Origin of the sequence: Aquiflexum sp. TKW24L, from assembly GCF_023502205.1 — a bacterium.
GTDB lineage: Bacteria > Bacteroidota > Bacteroidia > Cytophagales > Cyclobacteriaceae > Cognataquiflexum.
The window spans coordinates 1-24,589 of sequence record NZ_JAMFLG010000038.1 but is presented as its reverse complement, the minus strand read 5'-3'; the positions used below and the strand labels follow the sequence as shown (position 1 = coordinate 24,589).

General features: G+C 39.9%; 22 protein-coding genes. 9 read left to right on the top strand and 13 right to left on the bottom strand.

Annotated elements, in window-relative coordinates; genetic code table 11:
* Positions 1-110 precede the first annotated feature (110 nt).
* Genes M3O96_RS18465 through M3O96_RS18430 form a run of 8 tightly spaced genes read right to left on the bottom strand, consistent with a single transcriptional unit; the run spans position 111 to position 6,987 of the window.
* Complete coding sequence (locus M3O96_RS18465; protein ID WP_249723002.1) at positions 111-1,208, bottom strand: lactonase family protein; 1,098 nt, start codon at positions 1,206-1,208, stop codon at positions 111-113.
* Between the two features lie 41 nt (positions 1,209-1,249).
* Positions 1,250-1,654, bottom strand: coding sequence for a monovalent cation/H(+) antiporter subunit G (gene mnhG / locus M3O96_RS18460; RefSeq protein ID WP_249723001.1), 405 nt, complete (start codon positions 1,652-1,654; stop codon positions 1,250-1,252).
* The gene (locus M3O96_RS18455; RefSeq protein ID WP_249722999.1) at positions 1,651-1,923 is read right to left on the bottom strand and encodes a cation:proton antiporter; all 273 of its coding nucleotides are present in this window, start codon (positions 1,921-1,923) and stop codon (positions 1,651-1,653) included. Before M3O96_RS18455 ends, mnhG begins: the two co-directional genes overlap by 4 nt.
* The gene (locus M3O96_RS18450; RefSeq protein WP_249722997.1) at positions 1,920-2,399 is read right to left on the bottom strand and encodes a Na+/H+ antiporter subunit E; all 480 of its coding nucleotides are present in this window, start codon (positions 2,397-2,399) and stop codon (positions 1,920-1,922) included. Before M3O96_RS18450 ends, M3O96_RS18455 begins: the two co-directional genes overlap by 4 nt.
* A complete protein-coding gene (locus tag M3O96_RS18445; RefSeq protein WP_249722995.1) occupies positions 2,396-3,919 on the bottom strand; it encodes a proton-conducting transporter transmembrane domain-containing protein in 1,524 nt (507 codons plus the stop codon). Before M3O96_RS18445 ends, M3O96_RS18450 begins: the two co-directional genes overlap by 4 nt.
* Positions 3,916-4,269, bottom strand: a complete 354-nt coding sequence (locus M3O96_RS18440) for a Na+/H+ antiporter subunit C (protein ID WP_249722993.1) — start codon at positions 4,267-4,269, stop codon at positions 3,916-3,918. The genes M3O96_RS18445 and M3O96_RS18440 overlap by 4 nt, the downstream gene beginning before the upstream one ends.
* 1 nt (position 4,270) lies before the next feature.
* A complete protein-coding gene (locus M3O96_RS18435; RefSeq protein WP_249722991.1) occupies positions 4,271-4,681 on the bottom strand; it encodes a Na+/H+ antiporter subunit B in 411 nt (136 codons plus the stop codon).
* A complete protein-coding gene (locus M3O96_RS18430; RefSeq protein ID WP_249722989.1) occupies positions 4,678-6,987 on the bottom strand; it encodes a putative monovalent cation/H+ antiporter subunit A in 2,310 nt (769 codons plus the stop codon). Before M3O96_RS18430 ends, M3O96_RS18435 begins: the two co-directional genes overlap by 4 nt.
* Before the next feature lie 245 nt (positions 6,988-7,232).
* On the opposite strand from M3O96_RS18430, the gene M3O96_RS18425 reads away from it, so the two are divergent.
* Positions 7,233-9,788, top strand: a complete 2,556-nt coding sequence (locus M3O96_RS18425) for a phosphoenolpyruvate carboxylase (protein WP_249722987.1) — start codon at positions 7,233-7,235, stop codon at positions 9,786-9,788.
* Positions 9,789-9,864: 76 nt separating this feature from the next.
* Complete coding sequence (locus M3O96_RS18420; protein WP_249722985.1) at positions 9,865-10,692, top strand: universal stress protein; 828 nt, start codon at positions 9,865-9,867, stop codon at positions 10,690-10,692.
* Here M3O96_RS18420 and M3O96_RS18415 read toward each other — a convergent pair.
* Positions 10,689-12,191, bottom strand: coding sequence for a potassium/proton antiporter (locus M3O96_RS18415; protein ID WP_249722983.1), 1,503 nt, complete (start codon positions 12,189-12,191; stop codon positions 10,689-10,691). The genes M3O96_RS18420 and M3O96_RS18415 overlap by 4 nt on opposite strands.
* 138 nt (positions 12,192-12,329) lie before the next feature.
* On the opposite strand from M3O96_RS18415, the gene M3O96_RS18410 reads away from it, so the two are divergent.
* Positions 12,330-13,010: a potassium channel family protein gene (locus M3O96_RS18410; protein WP_249722981.1), complete on the top strand. Its 681-nt coding sequence runs from the start codon at positions 12,330-12,332 to the stop codon at positions 13,008-13,010.
* A gap of 79 nt (positions 13,011-13,089) precedes the next feature.
* On the opposite strand, the gene M3O96_RS18405 is transcribed toward M3O96_RS18410, so the two are convergent.
* Together M3O96_RS18405 and M3O96_RS18400 are read right to left on the bottom strand one after the other, a co-directional pair.
* Positions 13,090-13,500 carry an OsmC family protein gene (locus M3O96_RS18405; protein WP_249722979.1) on the bottom strand — a complete coding sequence of 137 codons (411 nt, stop codon included), beginning with the start codon at positions 13,498-13,500 and terminating at the stop codon, positions 13,090-13,092.
* Positions 13,501-13,676: 176 nt separating this feature from the next.
* Positions 13,677-16,127 (bottom strand): S9 family peptidase, encoded by a 2,451-nt coding sequence (locus M3O96_RS18400; RefSeq protein ID WP_502798922.1) that lies wholly within the window; start codon positions 16,125-16,127, stop codon positions 13,677-13,679.
* Positions 16,128-16,440: 313 nt separating this feature from the next.
* On the opposite strand from M3O96_RS18400, the gene M3O96_RS18395 reads away from it, so the two are divergent.
* The 6 genes from M3O96_RS18395 (at position 16,441) to M3O96_RS18370 (ending at position 20,258) form a co-directional block, all read left to right on the top strand.
* Positions 16,441-16,596 carry a hypothetical protein gene (locus M3O96_RS18395; RefSeq protein ID WP_249722975.1) on the top strand — a complete coding sequence of 52 codons (156 nt, stop codon included), beginning with the start codon at positions 16,441-16,443 and terminating at the stop codon, positions 16,594-16,596.
* Positions 16,597-16,666: 70 nt separating this feature from the next.
* Entirely contained in the window at positions 16,667-17,650 is a 984-nt protein-coding gene (locus M3O96_RS18390) for a manganese catalase family protein (RefSeq protein ID WP_249722973.1), read from the top strand.
* 59 nt (positions 17,651-17,709) lie between these two features.
* Positions 17,710-18,285: a YciE/YciF ferroxidase family protein gene (locus M3O96_RS18385; RefSeq protein ID WP_249722963.1), complete on the top strand. Its 576-nt coding sequence runs from the start codon at positions 17,710-17,712 to the stop codon at positions 18,283-18,285.
* A gap of 173 nt (positions 18,286-18,458) precedes the next feature.
* Positions 18,459-19,022: a hypothetical protein gene (locus M3O96_RS18380; protein WP_249722962.1), complete on the top strand. Its 564-nt coding sequence runs from the start codon at positions 18,459-18,461 to the stop codon at positions 19,020-19,022.
* 76 nt (positions 19,023-19,098) lie between these two features.
* Positions 19,099-19,725 carry a DUF4142 domain-containing protein gene (locus tag M3O96_RS18375; protein ID WP_249722961.1) on the top strand — a complete coding sequence of 209 codons (627 nt, stop codon included), beginning with the start codon at positions 19,099-19,101 and terminating at the stop codon, positions 19,723-19,725.
* 17 nt (positions 19,726-19,742) lie between these two features.
* Positions 19,743-20,258 carry a pyridoxamine 5'-phosphate oxidase family protein gene (locus M3O96_RS18370; RefSeq protein WP_249722959.1) on the top strand — a complete coding sequence of 172 codons (516 nt, stop codon included), beginning with the start codon at positions 19,743-19,745 and terminating at the stop codon, positions 20,256-20,258.
* Positions 20,259-20,484: 226 nt separating this feature from the next.
* Here the strand turns inward: M3O96_RS18370 and M3O96_RS18365 are convergent, their stop codons facing one another.
* The gene (locus M3O96_RS18365; RefSeq protein ID WP_249722957.1) at positions 20,485-22,830 is read right to left on the bottom strand and encodes an OmpA family protein; all 2,346 of its coding nucleotides are present in this window, start codon (positions 22,828-22,830) and stop codon (positions 20,485-20,487) included.
* A gap of 53 nt (positions 22,831-22,883) precedes the next feature.
* Positions 22,884-24,589 (bottom strand): CLIPPER-2 domain-containing protein (locus tag M3O96_RS18360; RefSeq protein WP_283774039.1); only part of this gene is annotated, 1,706 nt, incomplete at its 5' end.

Genomic DNA, 24,589 nt, shown 5'->3' with positions numbered 1-24,589 from the left:
TTATAAATTAAACGAATGAGTTAAAATATTTTAAAAGTTTTTTAAAATTTCATAGAGTTTATTTAAAATTTTAGGCGTGAAAATTCCCGTTTCGGCCAAAATTTCAATCTTTAATCTAATCCAAAAAGATAGACAGGTTTATGGAATTTTGTTTCGGCCTCGGTTTTTTTAAGCTTTCCTGTTTTTAGGCTTCTTTCAAAGACAATTATATTCCCTGAGTTTTGGTTAGCTGCCAAAAGAAATTTTCCATCACTCGTGATCACAAAGTTTCTTGGATTTTCTCCACCTGTTTTGATTCTTTCCACAAAAGTAAGTTCGCCCGTTTTCCCAATTTCAAAAACGGTGATCTCATTGGCATCTCCTCTATTGGAGGCATATACAAATTTGTCGTCCGGGGAGATCCTTACCTCCGCTGCGCCGACATTCCCAATAAAATCCTTACCCGTTAAAGGCAAAATCTGGAGTTTTGACATTTTACCGGACTCATAAGCATAGACTCCGATTTCGGCGGTCATTTCGTGGATCAGGTAGACAGGGCTTCCATTTGGATGGATGGCGAGATGCCTGGGACCCGCCCCGGCTGTCACTTCCATGTATCCCGGATCAGCGTTATTGAAAGGCACTGCAAAAGTCGGGTTGAAATCATAGAGGTGTATTTTGTCAGTTCCAAGATCACCAACCAATAAGTGTTTACCGTTTGGGTGGAAGACAGTACTATGTACATGGGGTTTTTCCTGCCTTGCCGGATCAACACTTTGACCTTCGTGCTGATAGGTCTGCACATGGGTCAACATTCCGTCTTTTACTTTGTAGGCTGAAAAATTACCACCTGAATAATTGCCCACAACAAGTATTTCCTCTTTTGCATCCAAACTTAAATAGCAGGGATGGTCACCAAAGGTGTCTTTGGTATCCAATAATTCTAAAGTATTTTTTTGCCTGTCAAACCTAAAGGATTTCACTTTTCCTCCATTTTCCCCGCCATTTTCTTCGGTAGCAAATACCAAGGTCTGCGCCCTATTGCTGATTACAAATGAAGGATTTGAAACTCCTGCTGCCAATATTTTGGTATGCATGGTGTTGTTTTCAGGATTGAAAGTGAGCAATCCGATACCTTGCTCCTGCGAGTCAGTGTATGCACCTAACAGGAAGGAATAGAAAGGTTCTATTTTTTCTTCCTGAGGAGATTCGTCACAAGAAAAATTCATAAATATGGAGATTAGAAGAAGGAGGTAACAGGTTATTTTTCTCATTTTGGGCTGGTGTTTTCTAACTTTTCCGGTTTGACGGAAGAATCATGTTTTTCACTGTATAATACATGGGTGACTTGATCATATTGACCTGCCAAGTCATCTGATTTTATTCCTTTCCATATTGGTGTTTTGGTGAAATACGCAGCCCTTGCGAGCATATGCCCGCCGATAGAAATGGTCAGAAATACGAAAAATATAATGGCAATAACCCTTGTGGTCACCGAGTAATCATTGAAGAAAATGGCTGCTGAGGCTAAAATTAGACCTATTCCCAAAGTTGAAGCTTTGCCAGTAACTGAGATCCTCATGTAGACATCAGGCTTCCTTAGCAAGCCGATGGAAGAGGAGAGGACAAAGATGGCTCCGATGGTCGAAAATATCATGATCATTATATCTTTCATTTTCTTTCTCTTTGTTCTAAATAAAATGCGTAAGCCGCCGTACTGAGAAATGCAATTAAAGCAAATAACATAGCGATGTCAAGAAATGTACTCTGACTTGTCTGGATGCTGTACACTGCGATAATGCAGATAGAAATCAAAATCAGCATGTCTAAAGCAATGACCCTGTCTGAAAGACTAGGGCCCTTCAGAAATCTGATAAAGATCAAAATAACTGAGAATCCAAGGATTGGAATTATAATATAATTAAAATAGTCGTGTAGGCTCATCGCATTAATTCCAGTAGTGGTTTTTCAAACTTTTGTTTGATTTCTTTTATGAATTCCTCTTTGTCAGACATATTCATGACGTGAATGTAAATCACTTTTTTGTCATCAGAGACATCCATTATCAGCGTACCTGGTGTAATGGAGACAATGTTTGCCAGAAAACTGATTTCTAAATCCGATTTTGCATCAAGTGGGAATTTGACGATAGCAGGCTCAAGTTTGGATTTTGGAAGAAATGATTCCCTCATTGATTGAAAATTTGCTTTGATGATTTCCCAAAGGAGAAAGAGTAAAAACCCAATGAGCTTTGGAATCACAGTAAAATATTTCCTTTCTTCTTTTTTGAAAGTAATAATCCACAGAATCACAAAACTGATTAAAAATCCAAAAACGAAATTTTCCTCGGTTAAGGTTCCTGTGGCCATTACCCAGATGATGGCCAATATCAAATTAGTCAAAAACAGGGATTTTGTCATGGCGTTATGGTTTTCAGACCCAATACCGCTTCAATATATGCGGAAGGATCCATCAATTCAGATGTGATTCTTTGAGAAAGTAAAGCGATGTTTTCAGCGCCAAAACCTATATACAGTGAAATTGCGGATAGCAATACAATGGGAAACACCATGAGGAATTGATCTATTCTTGACATCTGACTGAAATACAGCCCATTTGCCTTTTTAGGCAACTCCACCCCATTTTTCCAAAAAACCTCACCCCATATCCTTGCAATCACCCATAAGGTAAGAAAACTTCCCAAAATTATAAACCCAATCAACACATAGTCATTGGTTTGCAAACCTGCCTGAATCAAAAATATCTTGGCCCAAAATCCTGAAAGGGGAGGAATTCCAACTAATGAAAACAATGGGATTGCCATTAATAAGGACAATAATGGGAAGTTTTTGTACATCCCACCAAGCTCCCGGATGTCTTGGGTGCCGTTGATTTTGAGTATCAATCCTGACACCAAAAAGAGGTTCGTTTTCACTATGATGTCATGAATCAGGTAAAATACTGTACCCATGATCGCGAGTTCAGTATACATGCCCAATCCAGCGATCAAAAAACCGATGTGACAGATAATCAGGTATCCAAAGATCTTTCCCAGATTCTGCTGTAGCAATGCACCTAATCCACCCGAAAGAATGGTGAGTGCGGCAAGAATCACCAAGATATCCCCCATAAACTCATCGCCTCCAAACATCAAAGTAAATGTTCGCAGCATGGCATATATTCCCAGTTTGGTCAGTAAACCTGCAAATATTGCAGAAACAGCCGCCGGGGGGGTATGATAGGAGGCAGGTAACCAAAAATACATAGGGAAAATGGCTGACTTAATTCCAAAGGCGACCAAAAAAATACCGGAGGTTACATTTACCAAGCCTCGATTTGCCAGGTTATCCAATTTGATAGCGACATCTGCCATATTGAGGGAACCGGTCAATCCATAGATAAAACCGATCCCGACCAAAAATAAAGTTGATGCAAGAAGATTTAGGGAAACATATTTTAAAGCTCCTTCTAATTGTGCTTTTTTCCCACCCAAAGTCAACAAGACAAAAGAGGCGATGATGACCACTTCGAACCATACATAGAGATTGAAAATATCTCCTGTAAGGAATGCTCCCTGCAAGCCCATGATGAGAAAATGGAAAATTGGGAAATATCCAAATTCAAGCCTTTCTTTCCTCATGCTTCCTGCTGAGAAGATAGAAACAGCAAGTCCTGAAATTGACGACAACAAAACCATGGCTACAGCAAAAGTGTCCGCAACAAAGCTGATCCCAAACGGGGCTTTCCAGTCCCCTGACTGGGTTGTCATGATTCCGTTTTCCCAAACCAGAAAAAATAGCCAAATACTTATTCCCAAGCCGATGATGGAAAAAATAATGCTGAGGACCTTTTGGATGGTGGTTTTCCTCCAAAAAAACAACAAAATTATTCCCGCAACAAACTGGAAAATGATGGGCAATATGATCATCGAATTACTCATATCTCTTCATCCGTTGAGTTAAGCTCATCCAGGTCATCTGTTTGGAGCACTTTGTAAACCCTCTTTATCAAGATTATCGCAAAGGACTGAAGCCCAAATCCGATAACAATCGCAGTCAATACCAAAGCTTGCGGAACAGGATCGGCATATATATCGGTAAACACCTTCATGCCATCTTCCATGACAGGAGGTTTTCCTTTCACCAATCTTCCCAAAAGAAAAATCAGCAGGTTGGCGCCATTGCCTAAAAAAATCAGGCCAATGATCATTTTAAACATACTCCTTCGCAGCAACATATAAAGTCCGCCTGCATGAAGTAAACCTATGATGATAATGAGTAAAATCTCCATGTCAAACGGTATCAGTAATTGAAAACATGATGGTGAGGGTCGCTCCAATTACCACCAAATAAACCCCAACGTCAAAGAAAAGCGCGGAACCGACAATGCCGATAAATCTGAATTGTTCCTCAAACCAGAGCCCTTTGAGTACCGGAGCCCCGATAAAGAATGGCGCAACCGCCGCTCCCACAGCCAAAACAAGACCTATTGGCATCAAAAAACCGGGATTTATCCGGATGATGTGTTGTGTTTCTTTTAGTCCAAAAGCAAAAGAATGGATCAAAAAGGCAATCGATGCCATCAGCCCTCCGACAAATCCTCCTCCTGGAAGATAGTGTCCCCGCAACAAAATGAAAATAGAAAACAACAACAGGAGCGGAAGCAAATAGGTTGATGCAGTTTTGAATATTAATGATTTCATGAGTCTTTTTTTGAGGGATTGAGGTCAAGTTTCATCAAGCTGTATACACCCACAGCGGCAATCACGAGGACAACTGTCTCTACCATGGTATCAAAACCCCGATAATCAACCAAGATAACATTGACCACATTCCGGCCTTTAGCCAAAATATAAGCATTGTCCGCATAGTATTTGGAGATTTCAGAGGAAGATGGTTCCTCGAATACCTCCAAAGTCAAAATAGCTATCAAGACTCCAAATAGAAGTGAAAGTACTGCATCCCTGATTTTCATTCCTTTAGATGAAAAAGATCTATTTTTTGGGAGCTTGAGGAGAACTAGCATAAAGAGCAACACGGTCAGGGTATCGATTGAAAACTGTGTCATGGCTAGATCCGGAGCGGAATAAAACACGAAAAACAAACAATTAGCAAATCCAACTACGCCAAGTGCAACGATCGCAACTGTCCTAGAATTGGTGGTAATGGCAAAAAGAATGGAAATAATCATCAATACCACGACTATAATTTCATAGGAAGAAACAGGTGAAATCTGATCCCAGTCTAAGTGAATGTTTACTCCGCCAAAAAGACGGAACGACATCAATAAAGTCAAGAATGCCAAAATGGTAATCACATAATTTCTCAGATAGCCATTCTGAAAAAATTTTGTCCAGATTCTAGCGAAATGTCCAAACAAGTTACTCCCACCCTCTATGATGTTTTGGGGAGAAATGGATTCATATCTGAGGGTTTTTTGAAACCTTGCTTCAGATGGTATCAGAAACCAATACAGTAAACCTCCTGTGACCAAAGTCAAAACACTCAGCAACAAGACCAGATTGAATCCATGCCAGAGTTTAAGTTGGATCACTGTGTCTGCCCCGGACATACTGCTGAAAACCGGTTGGATCAATGACTCAGTCATTAAAGAAGGAAATATCCCAAAACCCAAACTCAAAACCCCGAGCAGTAGGGGCGGAAACCAAAGTAAAGGAGAAGGCAGATGCGCTTTATTGAATTCGGAGGGAAGATTTCCTATAAATGGTTTGATACCTGCCCAAAAACCTGCAACCAGAATACCGACCTTTGTCAAAACCAACAAAACTGTCAATATTATTGCCCATTGACCGAGATCTAAAGTGGCCTCATACATGACTTCTTTGCTGATGAATCCCAATAAAAAAGGAACTCCTGCGCTCGAAAGCGCAGCTATAAATCCTGCAATAGCGACAGGCATCATCACTTGCTGCAATCCTGCCAGTTTACTGACGTCCCGAGATCCTGTTTCATGGTCTATGATTCCCGTGATCAGGAAAAGTGCCGCCTTGTACAAGGCATGGGCAAGGATGAAAATCCCGGCTCCAAGAAGTGCTTTTTCAGTTCCAATACCGATCAGGAAAACCAAAATCCCCAATGCAGAAATTGTGGAATAGGCAAGAATGCTTTTTAAATCTACCCTAAAAACGGAGTGTATGGCCGCATATACCATGGTGATCGCACCGACCGTGACCAAAGTTCCGTTCCACCAAAAGGTATCTCCCAAAAGTGGTGTAAACCTTGCCAAAAGGTAAATACCGGCCTTGACCATGGTGGCGGAGTGGAGGTAGGTACTGACAGGAGTAGGTGCTTTCATCGCACCGGGAAGCCAAAAATGAAATGGAAATTGAGCGGATTTAGTAAATGCCCCGATAAACAAGAGTGCAATTATCCAACCATAAGAACTGCTGCTTTTTATAACCTCTGAGGAATTTAATAACTCTGTAAAAGAATAACTTCCACCCACAGATTGCAATATGACAATTCCGGAAAGCATCGCCAATCCACCAAATCCTGTGATGCTCAATGCCGTAAGGGCGGATTTTCTTGAAGCAGGATCGTTATTGTTAAACCCAATCAAGAAATAGGAACTGATGCTTGTCAATTCCCAAAAAATGAACATGGTCATCAGGTTGTCTGAGAGAACCACACCGAGCATGGAAGCCATAAACATGGACAAGTATCCATAAAACCTGTCTAAGTATTCATGGTCTTTGAGGTAGTTAGCGGTGTAAACAAACACCAATGCGCCGATTCCTGTAATCATCAAGGCAAAAAGTAGTGACAATCCATCCAACCGAAAAGATAGGTCCACCCCAATACTCGGAACCCATTCATACCTATAAAGTTGATGTGCTGCTGACTTGATTTCCCCCAAAAACCCTACGAAATAAATAAATAGAGAAATTGGTAAAATTGGGAAGATAAATGGGATCGCTTTTTTGAAAAACCTGCTGAAAAATGGAACAAGCAAGGCAAAAATAAACCCTAAAATGACAGCTATAAGCATAAACGCCGGATTATCAATTATAAAATTTTTGACTTCGAAAGTACGAAATAATTCTTGGATAGAACTTTCGTCTTTTGATTACCATTAAATCCAATTAGTCTATTTCTTAGTATTTGTGGAAATAAACATCCTTATTTTTGAAAATTAGTCAATAAAAGTAGGATTTTATTGACGATTAATCGAAAATATATCCTTAATTATTATTTTTTGTTAAATTCACGCCTAATAAACCTATTGATCTAATCATGTCCAAAAACAATTATCAAACCGAAGTATCCAAAAGATTTACCATTTACAACAGTCTTTTTTTGGATTTGCCCTTCAGTGATATCTATCGAACCGGGACTTTGCTGCCGATTTTATCCAGTAAATGTCAGGAAGGATTCGAGCAAGACAAAACCCCAAAAGAAATTATCAGGGGATTTTTTAATGAAATGATGGCAAAAAATTCTGAAGAGGAGCGCCATGATTTGCTTTTTAAAATGGTCCAGTATGTAGAAAGACAAGTCGTATTATTTGATTCTATTGAGGATGCTGCCTTTGAAAAAATCCACGATATCAAAGGCAAGGGAAGTGTTAAAGCTTTGATCACCCGAGTCGACAATGACAGAAAGAGGGAAGCATTGATCGAAAAACTAAAAAACTTTTCTGTCAGGTTGACCTTGACTGCTCACCCTACCCAGTTTTATCCGGGTAATGTTTTGGGTATCATTACTGACCTCGAGACTGCAATCAGAGACAATAACCTTGGCAATATCAACCTGCTTCTCCAGCAATTAGGCAAAACAGGGTTTATCAACAAAGAGAAACCCACGCCGCTTGATGAGGCAGTCAGTTTGGTATGGTTCCTTGTGAATGTTTTTTACCACAGCATGCCTGATATTTTGACTAGGTTATTGAATAGCCTAGATATTCCAATAGATGAATGGGACAATCCGGGATTGTTGAAAGTAGGTTTTTGGCCGGGTGGGGACCGTGATGGAAATCCATTTGTCACCCATGACACGACTGTTAAAGTGGCTGAAAAGCTTCAAAAATGGATTGTGAGGTGTTATTACCGAGATGTCAGAAAACTCAAAAGGAGGTTGACATTCAAGCATGTCGAGCCCATCATGCTGAAAATTGAAAATGGACTTTTTGACTCCCTTTTCGACAACCAAAACTTTTATAATTCCAAAGAGGAATTGATTGCCGACCTGATGGAAGCTAGGAAGGCATTGACTGAATTCCATGACGGTTTGTTTTTGGAGCAGTTGGACGAGTTTATATTGAAGGTAAAAATATTCGGCTTTCATTTTGCCAATATGGATGTGCGTCAGGACAGCCGTAAGCATGATGGCCTTTGGGATGAAATTATTGAGAACCAAATCGGAAAAGAAGCCCTTCATGCATTTCAGAAGTTGAGCGAAGGGGAAAAAATCACCTTTATTCAAGATGTGGAAAGCCTTCCTGAGACTACTTCACTCAAAGATGAGTTTCACCAAGACATGTTGAGGAGTTTTGATGCGATCCAAATTGTTCAGAAAAACAATGGGGAAGACGGACTCCACCGCTACATTATTTCGAATTGTCAATCTGCATTACATGTTTTGGAAGTGTTCAGACTGGCACAATTGACGCTTGGAAAAGATTCCGAAACGCTTCTTTTGGATATCGTACCGCTTTTTGAAACCATCGATGACCTTGCAAAAGCTCCTATAATCATGGAGCAACTCTACCAAAATGAAGCTTACCGCAAGCATTTGGAAAGCAGAAAATCTAAGCAGACGATCATGTTGGGATTTTCGGATGGAACCAAAGACGGCGGCTATATCCGCGCCAATTGGTCAATCTTACTTGCCAAGGAAGAACTGACCAAAGTTTCTAGATTGAATGATATCAGTGTGGTGTTCTTTGATGGGAGGGGAGGCCCTCCGGCAAGAGGAGGAGGAAATATGCATAATTTCTATGCGTCTCTAGGTCAACAGGTAGAGAACGAGGAGATCCAAGTGACTATCCAAGGTCAAACCATATCGGCTAATTATGGCAAGCCTGTTTCCTGTACCTACAACTTAGAGCAATTGCTGTGTGCAGGGATTGAAAATGAATTGTATCCATCCTCTGAAAAAACATTGAATGTCAAACAACGGGCTTTGATTGATGAGATGGCAGATTTCTCTTACCAGTTTTACCGAGACTTCAAAAATCACCCACAGTTCTTGCCTTATTTGGAGCATGTCACACCTCTGAAATATTTTGGTCAGGTCAATATTGGTTCACGCCCCCTGAAAAGAGGAAAAGATACCGGTCTTAGATTTGAGGATTTGCGTGCCATTCCATTCGTAGGTTCATGGGCACAAATGAAACAGAATATCCCAGGATTTTTCGGTGTTGGTGCGTCCCTCGAAGCATTAAAGAAAGCAGGTAAATTCCCCGAAGCCCGACAACTATATAATGACTCGTTATTTTTCAGGTCCCTATTAGGCAATTCGATGCAGTCTTTGGCCAAGTCATTTTACAAATCAACTGCCTATCTAAATGATAATCCAAAATACAGCGACCTTTGGAAACTGATGTTTGAGGAATACCAGCGGTCCATCAAGATGCTCCTGGAAGTGTCCGGAATGGATACCTTGCTTCAGGATAATCCGACTTCGAAGGAATCAATTGCAATCCGCGAGAAAATTGTGCTTCCTGTCATCACCATTCAGCAGTATGCGATCCAGACAATGCTCGAAAATGGCGAGGACGATCCGGTCTTACAAAAACTGATTTTGAGGACGATGTTTGGCATCATCAACGCGGCAAGAAACGCAGCTTAAATCAAGAATCCCGGCCGAAAGTCCGGGATTCTTGATTTTTATAGCTAATTTAATTCAGTAATCAAAGACCGACATCATGCCTAGATTATATGTACTTCTGGATTTTTCTGCCTATTCGAGGGTTGAATTGTTAATGGCCAAGAAAATGAATGAGTGGTACGGACATGAAATTGTTGTGGTCCACCAAATGGATTTACCTGTTCCTTCTCTGGCCAACCATGATTTGAGATTAAAGATTGTATATGACCATCAAAGAGAAATTTCAAGAGAATGGTTTACATTGAGAGATTCCATATTTGATAAGTTCTGCATGATCAAATTTGAAATTATCGAAAATCCCTTGCTCGAATACCTGGAGAATAATCTGGATGCTGATGGCTTAGATATTATAATGATGGGTTTGAAAGGTTCCGGTAAATTGAAACAGATTTTCATAGGCAGTACGATCAATAAAATCATTGAATATCTGAATAGAATTGTCATCGCTGTCCCAAAGTCTCTAGAAAATTTTGAGCCCAAAAAATTGTTGGTCAGTGTCCACCCCAAGTTTGAGTTTAACTCCGGTGGCTTTGAGATTTTTTTGAAATATATCCCCAAATCCATTCATACAATCGAATTTATGACTGTAGCGCGCGAGGATGATTCTATTGAAGAAATTGAAAATTTCCTCAAAAAATTAAGTAATAAGGAATATGGGAATTTGACTAGCCGCTATATCATTTTTAAAGGAGTGGATGTTTTCACACAGATCAAAACTTTTATTGCCGATAAGAAAGAATATTTTCTGGTGGTTCAAAAGGGTGGAAGAACATTTTCTGACAAAATTTTTAGAAAGTTTATGGTCAATGAGCTTGTATTCGATGGATCAATCCCAATGGTGGTTCTCCCCGAGAACAAAGTTTAATTTTCAGTATCTTCCTGATGTTCATCGGTTATCTTTTTTGAGATACCTAATGATTGAAATACATCATTGAGTGAACTTTCACCTTCTACCAGTACCATTAGTAAATCTCCTAATTGAAGCTCGGTGTTTCCTGTCGGGGTGATGTAGGCACCGTTTCTTTTTATAGTTGCTATGATGGCTGTTTTGGGAAAACCAAGTTCCACTATTTTTTTTCCTATAGCAGTGCTTTCCAAGTCCAGTTCCATCTCTACAAGTTTGTTTTTGGGAGAATCAGAACTGATTAAGTCCAACGCAGTTTTTTGTTTGACTTTTTCAGGAAGCAATACATGAAGCCATTTGGCAAAAAGTGTAAGGGTGGTCCCTTGAATGATTACAGAAGTCAATGAAATGAAAAAAACAATATTGAATATGATGTGTGCTTTGTCGATTCCGGCAATCAAAGGATAAGTTGCAAATACAATCGGGACAGCACCTCTTAATCCGACCCAACTGATATACCATCTTCTTCTTGGATTCATTTTAAATGGTAACAAGGAAATAAAAACGCTGACCGGCCTGGCGACTATTATTAGAAATAAGGAAATGAGTATTCCAACTCCAAGGAAGGGTATGATTTCTGAAGGATTGACTAAGAGTCCCAAAGTAAGGAATAGCACTATTTGCATCAACCAAGCTAACCCATCAAACATTTTGAGAATTGTTTTTTTGTGAATTAATTCTTGGTTTCCAAGGTAGACGGCGCATAAATATACTGCCAAGAAGCCATTTCCTCCCAATAAGTCGGTAAAGGAGAAAGTTATAAACATGAGGGAAATAACCAAAACCGGATATAATCCTTCGAATCCTAAATTTATTTGATTAATCAGAATCTTACTAAGCCAACCAAATCCCATCCCAAGTAGGAAACCCAAAATCATCTGTTGAAAAAACATTATTACTAAGCTGTAACCTGACATGCTGGGATTGAGCACCATTCCCAAAAAAGTCAAAGTCAATACATATGCCATTGGGTCGTTACTTCCGCTTTCAAGCTCCAAAGTTGGTCTCAGTTTGCTTTTAAGTGCTAAGCTTTTAGACCTAAGGATAGAAAAAACAGCAGCGGCATCTGTTGAAGAAACAATTGAACCCAATAGCAAGGATTCGAAAATCGTAAAATCTGTAAGGAACCAAACAAACGCTCCGAGCAATAGAGCAGTTAGAAGGACACCAACAGTCGAAAGACTTATGCCTTGACCCAGAACAGGCTTTATAGATGCCCAGTTTGTGTCCAAACCCCCTGAAAACAATATGAAATTAAGAGAAATAATCCCAATAAATTGGGCCGTACCGGGATTGTCAAAAGCAATTTGGCCTATTCCTTCTGACCCTGCCAACATTCCCACAAGAAGGAAGAGGATTAAAGTTGGTACTCCAAATCTATATGAGGTCTTACCGGCGAGTATACTTAATAAAAGTAGAATACTCCCAATCAATACAATATTTTCTGTGGTGAGATTCATTTATTTTTAATCAGCTTGTCCTGACTCCTTTTTCCAAAAATAATATTTAAATTTCCTGAATCGAGCTATTCAATTATTATCTTTTTCTTTTTTTAGAAATAATAAATAGGTGTTGATGCCTTTCCTTTAATAGCAGCAATGAATAATTTCATTAGTAAATCCAAAAAATATTGGAAGTCAGATGCTTCCTTTATCACCTTGCTTGTGATGCTTTTGTTTACGGTCTTTTTTTTACCCGTCTTGATTGAAAAGCAGGAGGATTCTACCAATTTTCTGAACGTCATGTTTATCATGCTATTTATCATTGGGATGATTTCGGCAAGGGAAAGGGTGTATTTTATCATTGCCGCCACCTTGGTTGTCATCCATGTTGTCCTTCGAATAATAAGATTCAGTGATATTCCTTATGAATTTTATTTTGAAGAAAGAGTAGTCATCCTGCTTAATCTGATGGTCTTTACTGTTATCAATTTCAGACTATTGTTCCGTGACAATGAGGTCAACCGGTATAGGGTCATCGGTGCCATTAATATTTATCTGCTTGTGGCCCTAATGGGTTCTTTTGGCTTTGAGCTGATAAATTTGTCAAGTGAAAATGCTGTTTTGGGAGATATAATTTTTGTAGGTAATGACCATGATTTTGGTAATTATATATATTTCAGCTTGGTCAGCGTGACGACGGTAGGCTTTGGGGATATCCTCCCTGGCAATATATCTACAAAGATGTTATCTGTTTTTTTATCGGCTTTTGGAATTTTGTATCCTGCGGTGGTCATTGCTAAGTTGGTATCCACCGCTCCGACAAGAGTAAGAAATTAAAAATCCCGCATAATTCATTTTTTCTGGAAAATTCCTAAAAATGAAAAGCATGCGGGATTTGAAAGGATTATTCCCTGGATTAATTCAAGGTATATTCAACAACAATTTCTGTGTTCAATAATTTGGAGATCGGACAATTTTTCTCAGCGTCTTTGACAAGCTCTGCAAATTTTTCTTCTGAGATTCCTTCGACCTTAGCTTTCAGGATCAATTTTGACTGCTTGATGGCACCATCTTCTAAGGTAATAACACCGTCGACGTGGAGTTCTTGTGGTGGAAATTCGGCTCCCGTAAGGTTAAAACTCAATTTCATGGCAAAACATCCTGCGTGTGCAGCGGCAACCAATTCCTCTGGATTAGTTCCGATACCCTCTTCAAATCTGGAAGAAAATGAATATTGGGTTTTGTCCAAAACACCTGATTGGGAGGTAAGGTGACCTTTTCCTTCTTTGCCTGTTCCTTGCCATACGGCTGTTGATTTTCTTTTCATGTTAGTTCGGTTTAAAGTAATTTAAATTTTAAAAGTAGAAAATGTTTTAAGTTCTAACACAAGAAACCTCACTTTTGGTTTATCTTTTTGGAGAAATACATAAAAAAACAAGGAACTCAGGTTTAACAATGAGTTCCTTGGTTTTGATTTTATGGTATATGAAGACCTTACTTTTTCTATTTGGTAAGGGCTTTTTCTCTTTGAACCTCCATCATATCTACCGGTGGAGGCGTGTTGTCACCCAAGAGATGCTGGACAAAATAATCTCCCATTCTCCAGAAGAAGTATTCAGTCATATCGCCAAACCCATGCCGTTGACCGGGAAGGATGATGAAGTCAAACCTCTTGTTAGCTTTGATCAGCGCATTTGCCATCCGGATGGTATTGGCAGGATGAACGTTGTTGTCCACATCACCTGTGACTAACAGCAATTTTCCTTTTAGGTTTTTGGCTAGATCTGGATTTTTTTCGATTTGATAGACGAATGTCGTATCCCCTTTTGGCGAAATCTGTTCTTTTACACCATGGTGCTTTTCGGACCACCAACGGTTGTAGATATTGTTTTCGTGATTTCCTGCACTTGAAACTGCTACTTTGAAGAAATCAGGATAAACCAACATCGCTGCGGTAGACATAAAACCGCCTCCGGAATGTCCATGAATCCCTACTTTTGACTTGTCGATGTAATCAAACCTGTCCGCTAACTGCTCGATTGTAGCTTTTTTGTCAGCCAATCCATAATCTCTTAAGTTGCCGTAGCCATAGTTATGGTACCATTTTGACCTGCCCGGATGTCCACCCCTGTTCCCAATCGTCACCACCACAAATCCAAACTGTGCCAATCGGTCTGTTCGGTCGAGCCCCCTTCCAAATGATTTGTTGACCGCTTCGGTCTGAGGGCCCGGATACACATATTCGATGATAGGGTAGGTCTTTGCACTGTCAAAATCAAATGGCTTATACATCACGCCATATAGATCGGTGATGCCGTCATCTGCTTTGACTTGGAATGGCTCTGGGAATCGATATCCCGCTGCAAACAGCGAACTCAGGTCAGCAGTTTCCAAGTCCATTACTTTCCTTCCCAAAGCATCATAAAGGCCAGAAGCAGGGGTGGTATTGACTCTTGAGTAATTGTTAACAAAGAATGTAGCCTTGTCATTCATCGAAGTGCTATGGTTGAAATCGCCGGAATTCAACAAAGAAATAGCTCCACCATTTAGACTGACCTTATACAAATGCTCATAATATGGATCTTCCCCTTTTTCTTTTCCATTGGCAGTGAAATAAAAAAACCTGCTTTTTTCGTCCACTCTTACAATGCCTTCAGAATGAAATGGTCCTGATGTCAACTGTCTTTTTAGATTGCCTTTGTTATCATAGAGGTAGAAATGTCCCCATCCGTCACGTTCCGACCAATGGATGATTTCATTTCCGTTGGCAATGATTTCGGGTTTTGTGATGTCGATGTAAGTATTACTTCGCTCCTCGATGAGCACTTCTTTTTTCCCTTCCTTGATATTCCACCTGCAGATATCTACTTTTTTCAAGTCTCTTGAGGTAATCGAATAATAGAAAAAGTTTCCGTCCCCAAGCCATTTGGCTGGTTTGAACTCATCATCTCTTGCTGATGCAGGAATACTTTCAGACCATAATCCCAATGTTTGGTCCTTGAAAGTAGCAGTTTCCAGATTTGACATTTTTTGATTTCCAAAGGAATAGTGCAGCAGGTAGGAGACAGGCTGTTCTTTTTCTCCCGGCATGGAGTACTTGTATGTTTCCAAGGTCGGTCTTGGATCGCGGGTATTGTGAATCACCCACAGGTCTTTCACTTTCCTTTGATCTGTTTTGGTAAGGATAAATTCAGTGGAATTTGCAGACCAAAGAATATTTGCCCGCTTCCTGTCATCTTTCTTTTTTTCTTCTTCTACATTGTCATCTCCTCTACCAAAACCACTACCATAACCGAAGTCTTTTTCACCATCTGTAGTCAATTGGGTTTCGACAATGGTGCTGTCCTTTTCATCTTTGATGGCTTTTTTGAAATTTGCTTTGTCCATCCAAAAGAGGTTTTCATTTTTTATAAAGACGATTTTGGAGGAATCCGGAGAGATATTGGCCCAAGCCAATCGTTTGGCTTCTTCTTCGGGATCTTTGATTTCTGTCAGTTGCTGCGAGTTAAGGTCATAGCGGAATACAAAAGTTTTCTTTTCTATAGAATCTTTGGCGCTTTTGTTTTTGGCTTTGATTTCTTCCCAATCCTTTTTCAGAACATCCTGTGTGCTTTTGATCTTGAATTGAATGGTGTTTTCATCTTCCAAAAACTTCAGGTTGCTAATATCCAGATGCTGTCCGTCAAAAGGGTCTCTGACGATTTTGGATATCTCGGCCGCCAGCTTGTCTTTGTCAAATAGCTGTGTTTTGCTTTTTGTGGTTGGGTTGACGATGTACCAGTTTTTTCCAGAGGTGGTTTCATATTGGTACCAAAACCTATCGGACTTCTTTAGCCAATGCGCATCCACTTCTGTGGAAAAAATCATTTTCTTGAGCTTTTCAGGAGAAAATCTCGCAGCAAGTTCATAATTGCCTTTTGAAGGTAGTCCCTGTCCAATGGCAGAACCTGCCATCAAAACCAGCAAACAGATAAAGTAAATTTTTCTCATCAATCAATATTGTTTAGGGATTCGAAACTAGCTTAAAATTGATTTTTAAGGATAACCGTCAGTGGAAAAGTAACGGTATATTTTTATAAGAAGGCTAAATGGAGACAATCAAGCCCTAATCTTTCCACAAAATCAGGTTGGTGCTAGGGGAGTTATCTGGAAGCAAAAATTTTTTAGGGTGAATTTTATAACAAATTCAAAACAACCTGTAATTATTCGGGGACATATTTTCTGAGTTTTGTACTGTATAATTTTTAATTTTTAAAGTAGCCAGATTATGAAAGAATCCCAGAAGAATCTCCCAACCGAAGACAAAGGTGTATTGGCTAAGATCAATGACAATCCAGACCAAGAAGAAAAGATAGTTCCTTCAAATAAAAAGAAAGGAGTCATTGCCAAGGTGAATGATAAAACAAATCAGAAAAAGAAATAATAGAAATTCCTAAGCAGGGAATTAAGACAAAACCACAGTCAATCATTATAAACTAAACCAAGAAAAAAACATGTTCCATCACGTAAAAGAATTACAATTCAATGCTAGGGTTTCCAAACCGGATGTAAGGTTTGCGAAATTATTGCTCGAACAGTTTGGCGGGCCAAACGGAGAGTTGAAAGCAGCAATGCAATATTTTGTTCAGGCATTTGGTTGCAAGAAGCCATATCCCGATAAATACGATATGCTAATGGACATCGCCACTGAGGAATTTAGCCATCTTGAAATTGTAGGTGCTACTATTCAGATGTTGCTCACCGGTGTCAATGGCGAATTGAAAAACGCTGCGGATGAATCAGATTTGACCAAAGTCCTAGATGGGACCGCAGCAAAGGAGGATTATATCCATGATGCCATGGTAAATCCACACTTTTATTTAGTAAGCGGTGGTACACCTATGTTGACCGACAGTGTTGGCAACCCTTGGAATGCAGGTTATATCATGGGAATGGGCGATTTGACCGCAGATTTGCGATTGAATATCGGTGCCGAAACTAGTGCAAAAATGGTGTACGAAAACCTCATGAAGTTTACGGACGATGTTTATGTAAAAGAGTCACTTCGTTACTTGATGACAAGAGAAGTAGCCCATTTACAAATGTTCCAGGCAGCATTGGAAACCATTACACCAAACTTTCCTCCTGGAATTTTGGAAAGTGATCCAAGGTATAGCAACAAATATTTTAACATGTCCAAAGGTGAGGACTTCAAAGGCCCTTGGAATGAAGGCAAAAGCCCACTGCTCGGAGAAGAATGGCAGACCATTGAGGATCCGCTTCAATATGTTAGGGATACCAATGGCTTACTCGATGACAAGGCAAAAGGAACTGATCGTACTGAAAAAACTGTCCAATCTGGCAATCAGAAATTGAGTGCCGAAAGGAAAGAAACGGTTGATATTGCAACAGCTCCAAATAATGGGATTATGAGTTGGTCTGTCTATGAGGACAGTGTAGAACTAAAAGAAAAAGATTATTCTAATTCCTTAAAGTGAGACTCGACACTCACCTCTCAAAAATAAAATTTTTAACTAAACCAATTAACTACAAAAAAATGGAAAAAAAGAATAACACATCCGACAAGTCATCTGCAGGATCGGCCAGGTCTGGTTCAGGAAACAAAGCTACTATGAAGTCTTCTCAATTAATGGAATTGTTTGAAGATGGTCTAAAGGATATTTATTGGGCAGAAAAAGCTTTGCTTAAAGCAATGCCAAAAATGACCAAAAATGCTACATCTGAAGAGTTGATTGAAGCATTGACATCTCATCTTGAGGAAACCAAAGGACAAATTACCCGATTGGAAGAAGTCTTTGCTTTGATTAAAGTGAAGGCAGAAGCAAAAAAATGCGATGCCATGGAAGGTTTGATCGAAGAGGCTTCAGGCATTATGGAGGATTGTGAAAAAGGGTCTATGCGTGATGCAGGTATTATCGCAGCTGCTCAAAAAGTTGAGCACTACGAAATTGCTTCATACGGAACACTCCGTCAATTTGCCGAGACATTGGGATTGACTGATGTAGAGGTATTGTTGGCTACCACATTGCAAGAAGAAAAAGAAGCCGATCTGAAATTATCTGATGTAGCAATGGCTGCCATCAATGTTGAGGCTGCTGGAGAACCGGCATAATCTGAAATAGAATGAATAATATTTTCAAGGGCCTTATAGCAGGCTACGGAGCAAAAAAAATGGGAGGCGGATGCTTAGGGACAATAGTTGTCTTTGTGATCATCTACTTCCTGTTGGGACAATGCAGCTAATAAATAAACAGAAAACTAATAGAAATCTAAACGACTAAAAAAATGGATAATTTAAGAAATGAAGGCCAAGGAATGACCAATACGACTTCAGAAAAAAGAGTACTTACAGGTATGTTCCGTGACCGTGAAAGCACTGAAAGTGCTTACGATGCACTTCACGAAAGAGGCTATTCAAAAGATGATATCAACTTGATCATGTCTGATAAAACCCGGAAAACACAGTTTACAGACAATGGAGATGATGATACTGAGATCGGTACCAAAGCAGCAGAACATGCTGGCAAAGGATCCGCTATCGGAGGTACTATCGGAGCTATTGTAGGTGTCATCGCTGCCATCGGTACTAGTGTCGCCATTCCAGGACTTGGGATTTTGATCGCTGGACCAATAGCTGCAGGATTAGCAGGAGCCGGAGCAGGTGGACTTGCAGGTGGTGTCATCGGTGCCTTGGTAGGTTCTGGTATCCCTGAAGCAAGGGCAAAATTATATGAATCAGGAATAGAGGAAGGAAATGTCGTCATTACTGTAACTCCAAAAAATGAGGAAGATGCCAGGTATCTGGAAAATAACTGGAAATCAAACCGTGGTGAAGAAGTTCACTGGTAGGATTCCATTAAGGTCTTGCGCAAGGGATTCTAGCTAATCCCTTGCGTATTTTATGAAAACTAAACCAAACTTTATTATGAAAAATCTAATCAATTTCAAATCAATCCTGATACCTGCAGCTTGCATGGCCGGGATATTCATATTTGCCACTTCTTGCTCGGAAAACAAAACTTCTGATTCAACAGATTCTATGGATGTGGCTGAAACAGAAAACGTTTCAAGACTTACCAACGATGACGATGTTGCTGTTGTTATTGATAATGACAATGGCGTAAAATTTTTGATGGCAGCTGCCGAAATGCAAATGGAAGAAATCAGCTTGGGTAAACTTGCTCAACAAAATGGGACTTCTGAGGATGTTAAAGCATTAGGTAAAATGATGGAAGCGGATCATACCAAGACTCTGGCAGAATTGAAAACATTGGCTCAATCTAAATCTATAGCAATTCCTTCCACACCCACTCAAGACTCTATGGATACTCATAAAGATCTTATGGACAAAAAAGGCAATGACTTCGGAAAGGCTTATGCCGATATGATGGTGGAGCACCATGAAGATGCCATTGAATTGTTTGAAGACGCTGCTGAGAATTCGAATGATGCAGAAATCAAAGCTTGGGCTGCGCAAAAACTTCCAGGACTTAGAACCCATCTCGATCATGCAAAGTCAATTAAAGAGAAAACTGATAAAACTGCATCTTAATTAAATCAATTGAAATAATGAGTGAAATAAAAAATCTGAGTGAAGAGGATGCAATTCTTAAATTAAGAGAGCTTGTTGAATCCATTGATATCTGTATGTTTTGTACCAATCTAAAAACCGATGATGGATCTTCTAGCAGGCCTATGAGTACACAAAAGGTCTGTGATCAAGGGAATATCTGGTTTTTCAGCAATGCTGACGGAGACAAAAATCGAGAAATCGAGGCAGATAAAAATGTTCAGCTTTTTTATTCCCATCCCGGAAAAGATAGTTACCTCATCGTGAATGGTGAGGCGGAATTGATTTTTGACAAAGATAAGATCCATGAACTCTGGACGCCGTTCCTCAAAGCTTGGTTTCCAGGTGGTAAGGACGATCCAAATGTTTCTCTTATAAAAGTCACACCTACGACTGCATATTACTGGGATACCGATGGCAATAAGATGATCAACTTCTTTAAAATGGTTGCATCCGCTGCCACAGGTAAAAATCTGGTAGATGGAAATGAGGGTGCTTTGTCACTAGGTAGCTAAAAATTTCAGCAAGTATTTTTTGTTTACCTATACATTATCAAAATAGTGTAGAATCCAATTTTGGATAAGGGGGTGAATTTGAGGGGGAATTCAGAGATCTTTTGATTTCTAGATTCCCTCTTTTTTTTGATGGGAGATAAAGAAACAAAAAAAGTCTCCCAAAAGGAGACTCTTTTTCTATCGAATAACTCTTCAATTAAAGCTAAAAAAATAATTTAACCAAAACCTACCTGAGATGTAATTCTGTTCTTCTGTTTATTTGATGCATGGCTTCGGTACACGTTACTGATACACAATCATGTACAGGTTTTGTTTTTCCAAGCCATTCGCTACTCATTCTGTCTTGTTTGACTCCTTTATTGACTAGGTAATCCATAACAGCTTTTGCCCTGCGTTCGGACAGTTTCATGTTATATTGTTCGTTTCCACGCTGATCAGTATGGCCTTGAACCTGAAGGTTTAACCCACCCATATGCTGAAGGTAGAGCGCAAGCTTTTCCAGTTCAGTTTTGTGGACAGGTCGGAGAGTGGCTTTGTCAAAATCAAAATAAATGGTTGGGACTTCATGATTTAGGGCTGAAAAAAGAGCCGCAGGATCGCAGATGTCTTTTCCGAGCAATTCTGCCGGCATTTCATAATCGATATTTTTGTCTGGGAATGCCTCCAGAATCAACTCACTTCTTCTGTTCAATTGGTGTTCTGTTTCAGGACATGGTACGCCATCCCCACAGTCATTGGTTCGGTTTTCTTCCCCAAACCAATCAAGTTTCACCCTGTTTTCAGCAATATTGAATTTTGAAAGGTAAGCACGCACGGCTGCCGCTCGCCTTTCGGACAAAGCAACATTATATTCTTTACTTGCCCGTGCATCTGTATGTGAACCGACTTTGAGGTCTACAAAGCTATACCTGTTCATCAGCTCAGCGATTTTGTCCAAAGTAGGTTCTGCATTTGGTCTGATCTGGGATTTGTCTAGATCGTAATACACGATATCTACAAATACCGGCATATTGTAAGGAATAGGAGCGAGCCTGTATTCCCTTCTTAAAGTATCTCCCTGCAGTCCTTTTGTGGTGATTTCATTGTCATGGATTTTGAAATAGCCCTTTTTACTGATCGTCAATGTATAATCTGAATCAGGAAGCAGGTCACCAATCAACTCAGATTTTGTCCCTCTTTTTGTCGGTAGGTTTTCATTTTGATTTCTGATTGTAAGGGTTGTTTGAAATTCCTCCGAAATGACAATTCCGTCGCAATCAATTACCCTAGCCAACAAGTACTTATTCAGGTCCTCGATGAGATAGATGTCATCCATCCCCATTCCGCCTTTTCTGTCAGAAGAAAGATACCGCTTGCCCTTTGAAGTGATATAATATCCAAAATCGTCTCGGGGAGAATTAAATGGAACGCCCATATTTTCAACATTACTGAATAAACCGTTTACTGAACTAGCTTGAAAAATGTCCATTCCCCCCAATCCAGGATGACCTTTGGACGAAAAATGGAATTTCTCTCCAATGATAAAAGGGTGGCTTTCATCCTCTTTGGTATTGACAAAGGAGCCGAGGTTGACAGGAGTTCCAAAATTAAGCGCATCATCATAAGTCACAAAATACAAGTCAAATCCTCCAAAACCGCCTGCCATATCTGAAGCGAAATAGATTTTTTTACCTTTCTCATCAATGAAGGGATGCATGACACCGTATTTAGTGGCGTCGTTAAGGGGGAAAGCCTTGGTATCGGAGAGTTTTCCATCAGTAGAAATTTTACTAAAGAAGATCTCTGGATTGACTTCAAATTCCCTTGATTTCTTGACTTTTCTGATATTTCTAAAAGTGGTATAGAATAGCAGGTTTTTACTTTCCATCAAGGTTGGGTCCGAATAGACGAGTCCGCCTGGGACATCGAAAACCATTTTTTCAAGATCTTCACTGTTGGTATATCGGTAGATCCCAAAAAAATCTCTGTTATTTAGGTCACTCTTTTCCTCACTGAAGACATTGCTTTTGGCATCCAATCTTACAGTGGGTTTTTCCGATGGGTATACCGACCCCCTGTCACTTGTAAAGTATTTATTCCCCTGAATGTCTTCCGCCAATCTGAAGTCAGAACCATTGCTATTGATTCCTTTTGGCTGAACCAATTTGACATTTGCTTTTTTATTATTCAGTTCCCTGATTATATCAAAGTCAATTTCCGGGAAAGCTGATTCTTTAAAAGGACTGCCTGAAAGGAGTTCTTCCGATGAAATACCGTTTTCAGCTTTCATGGCAGCGATAAGGTAGTTTGAAAAATCCTCCCTGCTTGCTTCCTCATAGCCAATTGTGGTTTTCCACCAATCAAAGCTTTTGTCGTATTCCTGGATTTTTTGGAACGACAGGGCTGCCTTTTGGGCATTTTCATAAGTTGCTTTACGCTCATGTGCCTGCTCGTAAAGCGCGGCTGCATCGCTATAATTTTCCAAATCAAACTGTTTATCAGCATACCTCAACAGGGCGTTTTGTGCATGTAAGGGAATTGCTATAAAGCCGGTCAGCATGGCGAAAGCGGCCATTATTAAAATTTTTCTCATAATCAGGTTCATTTCGACTGTTTATAATTTTCAATAAAATCAATTATTGGGGCTTATCTTTTTATTACTTGTATCCAACCTTGGAACTCATGAAGTTTACCTTGTTTGTCAGTTGACTTCATCACAAAGAAGTAGGTGCCTGCTACAAGTCCTTCTGCAGACCAATCGTTTTCATAATTTTTCCTTTCGAAGACATGGTCACCATTTCTGTTGAAGATAACGATGTCATTGGTCTCGAATTTTCTAAGACCCATGATTTCAAATCTGTCATTCAGACCGTCACCATTTGGTGTGATGACAGTAGGGATAAAGAATGGATTGATCTGATTGGTATCAGAATCCTCGTTGTCCTCCAAGTTCAAATCCTCTTCATCAGCGGATACCCTCACCAAATTGGTGATAGAAAGCGCTTGGTCGCTGTTGAGTGCCTCTGCTCTTACTTTGATTTTTATCAATAAAGATGATCCGGCAGGGAACAATGGAATTGTATAGGTGATTTTTGAGCCATTGACTGAAATTTCAACTCCTAATGAAGGATTACTTTCAGAGGTGGTAGTACCTATGTAGGAAAGTCCACGAGGCAGGTCATCGATGATGACCACATTCTTGGCATCTGTTTCACCGATATTACTAACCTCGATTTCATATTCGAACTCATCACCTTCATAGATTTCGATTCCTTTTGATGTTTTGGTAATCCTTAAATCAACTTCATTTTCCAAAAGCTCAAACACTACGGTAGCTTCATCACTGTTTGTCGGGTTTAAAGCCTCCCGCAAAGTGTACTTTAACCTGTATTCACGTGCTTCATTTAGACCAGGAATCAGGCTGAGTTCACCGTTTTCCTGGATCAACAAGCCGATCACTCCATCCAAATCTGTGAATTCAAAATTCACATCAGTATAATTCACAGGTTTATTATCGAGAAGATCATTGGTCAAAATGTTGCCCAAAACACCTCCAAAATCAGCAGGGTAGTCGCCCAAGTCATCATCAATGGCGTCAATTGGGGTTGAAGATGCACCGATAGTTACAGAGTCATTTCCTCCAATATCATTTCCACCTCTAGATTTTGTTGTGACTGATACATTGTTTGTGATCGAGCCAACATTCAAATCTTCTAGTTGGACGGTATATTCTGTCGTGATGGCAATTGATTGGCCAGGTGCCAGACTAGGGATTATCTGAGCCAATCCAGTCAATGGGTCGCTTACCAAAAGATTTGTAAGGGTGACATTACCTGTATTTTTTACTGTGATGGTATAAGTAACGACCTGACCGATTTCTGAGAAGCTTGCAGATTCTGTGGTTTTGATTACTTCAATACTTGGGTTTTCAGAGGCTACTACTGTAATCTCATCACTATCTTCTACCGGTTCATCATTGGTTGAAACACCGGAAGCAGTTGCTCTATTGGTCACAAAACCATTGTCCAAATCAGTCTGAGTAACAGTATAAGAAGTTGGGATTGACTCAGAAGCTAATGGTGCCAAAGTTCCGATCACCGTATTCAATCCGGTCAAAGGATCAGTAACCGAGATGTTATTCAAAGTCACGTTTCCTGTATTGGTGACGACAATTGTATAGTTCAATACATCTCCGACAGCAGCAAAGGTTGACTCGGTTGCAGTCTTGGTGATGGAAAGTGCAGGGCTCTGTGTTGCAGTTACCGACTCCGAAGCCGAAACATTCACTGCACCGACAGCAGCAGTGGCAGTGTTGTCCACTTTTCCTGCGTCAATATCAGCTTGGGTTACTA